Annotated in this window: 5 protein-coding genes; 4 read left to right on the forward strand and 1 reads right to left on the reverse strand. The window is 59.0% G+C overall.

Features of this window, described 5'->3' with window-relative positions:
- Positions 1-302, reverse strand: a 302-nt coding sequence (locus RMO81_RS15100; RefSeq protein ID WP_310476756.1) for a CDP-alcohol phosphatidyltransferase family protein, incomplete at its 3' end; no start/stop codon positions are given.
- A 57-nt stretch (positions 303-359) separates the two neighbouring features.
- On the opposite strand from RMO81_RS15100, the gene RMO81_RS15105 reads away from it, so the two are divergent.
- The 4 genes from RMO81_RS15105 to RMO81_RS15120 all read left to right on the forward strand — a co-directional run.
- Complete coding sequence (locus RMO81_RS15105) at positions 360-1,031, forward strand: nitroreductase (protein WP_310476764.1); 672 nt, start codon at positions 360-362, stop codon at positions 1,029-1,031.
- Positions 1,032-1,061: 30 nt separating this feature from the next.
- Entirely contained in the window at positions 1,062-1,502 is a 441-nt protein-coding gene (locus RMO81_RS15110; protein WP_310476758.1) for a hypothetical protein, read from the forward strand.
- Between the two features lie 49 nt (positions 1,503-1,551).
- Entirely contained in the window at positions 1,552-2,391 is an 840-nt protein-coding gene (locus tag RMO81_RS15115; RefSeq protein WP_310476760.1) for a DMT family transporter, read from the forward strand.
- Positions 2,392-2,527: 136 nt separating this feature from the next.
- A partial coding sequence (locus RMO81_RS15120) for a hypothetical protein (RefSeq protein WP_310476762.1) occupies positions 2,528-2,840 on the forward strand: 313 nt, incomplete at its 3' end.

The following is a 2,840-nucleotide window of genomic DNA, read 5'->3' on the forward strand; positions in this document are numbered from 1 at the left end:
CGCAGCAGGATGATCAGGCCGGCGATCACGCTCCAGCCGTGCAGGATCTGCGCATCGACCAGCATCAGGATGGTGGCGGCGACCATGATCTTGTCGGCAATCGGATCGAGGAACTGGCCGATTTTCGAAACCGTGCCCCAACTGCGCGCCAGATAGCCATCGAAATAATCGGTGATCGCCGCCAGCGTATAAAGGCCGAAGGCGGCCAGCCATTCCCACGGGTTGTGCCCCCACATCAGGGCCACGAGGCCGGGTACCGCGAGGATGCGCGACAGGGTGAGCAGATTGGGGAGGCTGGACAACACGCGCCTACCATAGGCAATCCAGCGCCAACTGCAAAGTTGCGGAAAGGCCAAATGATGAAGGTTTCTGATGCCGTGCTGCAGCGCCGTTCGGTGCGCGGCTTTTTACCCACTCCGGTGGATGGCGCCGTGCTGCGCCGGGTGATCGAAACAGCGGCGTGGGCACCATCGGGCGGCAATCTGCAGCCGTGGCATATCGATGTGGTTGGCGGCGAGAAGCTGGATGAGCTGAAGCGCATCATGCTGGGCAAGCTGATGGCCGGCGGCCAGATGGAGCCGACCGAATATGATATCTATCCCAAGGAGTTGCCGGAACCGCACAACAGCTATCGGTTTGCGGTGGGAGAAGAACTTTACGCCCGGCTCGGCATCCCGCGTGAAGACAAGGCCGGGCGGCGGATGTGGTTTGCGCGCAATTTCCAGTTTTTCAACGCACCGGTGGCGCTGTTCTGCTCGGTTGATAAACGCATGGGCCCGCCGCAGTGGAGCGACCTTGGCATGTATCTGCAATCGCTGATGCTGCTGCTGAAGGAGGAGGGGCTGGATAGCTGCCCGCAGGAATGCTGGGCGATTTATCCCAACACCATACGGGAGTATGTTGGCATCCCCGAAGAACGCATGTTGTTCACCGGCATGGCCATCGGCTTCATCGACCCCGACGACAAGGCCAATGCGGCCCGCCCCGCCCGCGCGCCGATGGCCGATTGGGCGGCGTTCCACGGGCTTTGATCCCCGGCCATGGCAGCAGACCCGGCTCGCATGACTGACGAACAGTTGGTGCGACTGGTCGTCAACTGCTCACGCGCGATTGCAAAAGACTGGTGCACTCCGGCAGGTGAACTCATTGAGCGTGCGATGGCCGAACTTGACCGAAGGTCTATTGGGTCAAATGAATCGCCGGTCTTGCGGCGGGTCGGCTATCGCGTAGGGGCCGCCGGCCTCCGTTGGTTAGATCGCAAGGCATTGATTGATCTGATCCTGAACCACGAAGTGCCGGTTCTTAAGCATTGGTCTGGCGATTGGGGCCAGCCAGCCACTCGTCAGAGATATGTCATGCTCTACAAGACGCTAAAACTGTACGCAGGGCGTTTCGGAGGCAAGCCTGAGATGGCGCATGCGCTCGCCAATTGGCTGCATGACGCGGACTATGTGCGCCAAAGTTATTCGGTAAACCTGCAGCCGAAGGCGTCGACAACTTGAAACGAAAACATATCCATCATTCGGCCATTGCATTGGGACAGGCAGGCTCGTGATTCCGCTTTCCGCCCTTGCCGCCACCCTGCTTTCGGCGCTGATCCACGCCAGTTGGAACCTCGCGCTGAAGGGGTCGGCGGGTGACCGGATGGTCGATGTGGCCATCATGGGTATCGGCGGCAGCTTGTTTGGGCTGGTGCTGATTGCGCTGTTTGGTGCGCCGGTGCCGGCGGCATGGCCCTATATATTGGCCTCCAGCGCCGTCCATCTTGTGTACTGGACAGCCCTGACCAAGGGCTATGGCGCCGGCGACATGAGCCATGTTTACACCATCGCCCGCGGTATCGCCCCGGCGCTGGTAACGGTGGCGGCGGTGGTTTTTGCCAGCGAGGTGCCAGGCTGGGGGCAGGGGCTGGGCGTGCTGGCGATCAGCGCCGGGGTGATGCTGGTGGGGGTGAACAGGCACGCGCCCTTGGCGGCGACGGGCTGGGCGCTGCTCACCGGGGCCGCCATTGCGGTTTATTCGCTGGTCGATGCGCTGGGCGTGCGGATCAACGATGATGTGTTCAGCTACAAGGGCTGGGGGGCGATCTTTACATTTCTGCCGATCAGCCTGTTTGTGTTGTTTCGGCGTGGTCCAACCGGCTTCATCGCGCCGGCCAATGGGCGTTGGCGACGGGGTTTGTTTGCCGGGGCGATTTCCAGCGCCGGCTTCATGCTGGTGCTGTGGGCACAGATGCGCGCGCCCATCGGGCCGATCACGGCGCTGCGCGAAACCAGCGTGTTGTTTGGCGCAGCCCTGGCGGCGCTGTTGCTGAAGGAGACGGTGACTCCGCGCCGTTGGGCCGGGGCACTGGTGGTGTGTGCAGGGGCGGTGCTGATTGGTTTCGCATAGTCTACAATTGCTCGCGCACCGGGAACAGATTTCGTTCAAGAACTATTTACCAGAAAAACTACGATTGTCGTTGATCGGTTGGGTGATATATTCTGAATCTTAGGCTGAAAGTTTGTCCGAAGCGAAGGAGCGTGTTGTGGTTGCAAATTTTTCGATTCAGAAACCGCCTGAGGGAGACGCGCGTTACAGAGTTTGGCCTTCCAGTATTTTTTATGTGGCTGACTTGGGCTGTGGAACTCGGGGATGCACCCTAGTCCTAAACGAGAGCGCAGAAAGAAAAAAGTGGCGGTTTCCAGAAGGAAAGATAAAAATCCAGTACAAGAATAAATATTATGAATTGGTAGATTCGGAAAAATTAATCAGATTTGTTGAAGATTTTGTGAAACGAGGAGTTACTGTATATATTGGGGACATGCAGGTGCGCTCGTTTAGGACTAGGGTGCATCCCC

This window comes from Sandarakinorhabdus sp., assembly GCF_031422795.1.
Classification (GTDB): domain Bacteria; phylum Pseudomonadota; class Alphaproteobacteria; order Sphingomonadales; family Sphingomonadaceae; genus Sandarakinorhabdus.

Excerpts from the sequence above, each read along its gene's own strand:
- RMO81_RS15105 (WP_310476764.1), top strand. The coding sequence starts at position 360 with ATGAAGGTTTCTGATGCCGTGCTGCAGCGCCGTTCGGTGCGCGGCTTT.
- RMO81_RS15110 (WP_310476758.1), top strand. The coding sequence starts at position 1,062 with ATGACTGACGAACAGTTGGTGCGACTGGTCGTCAACTGCTCACGCGCG.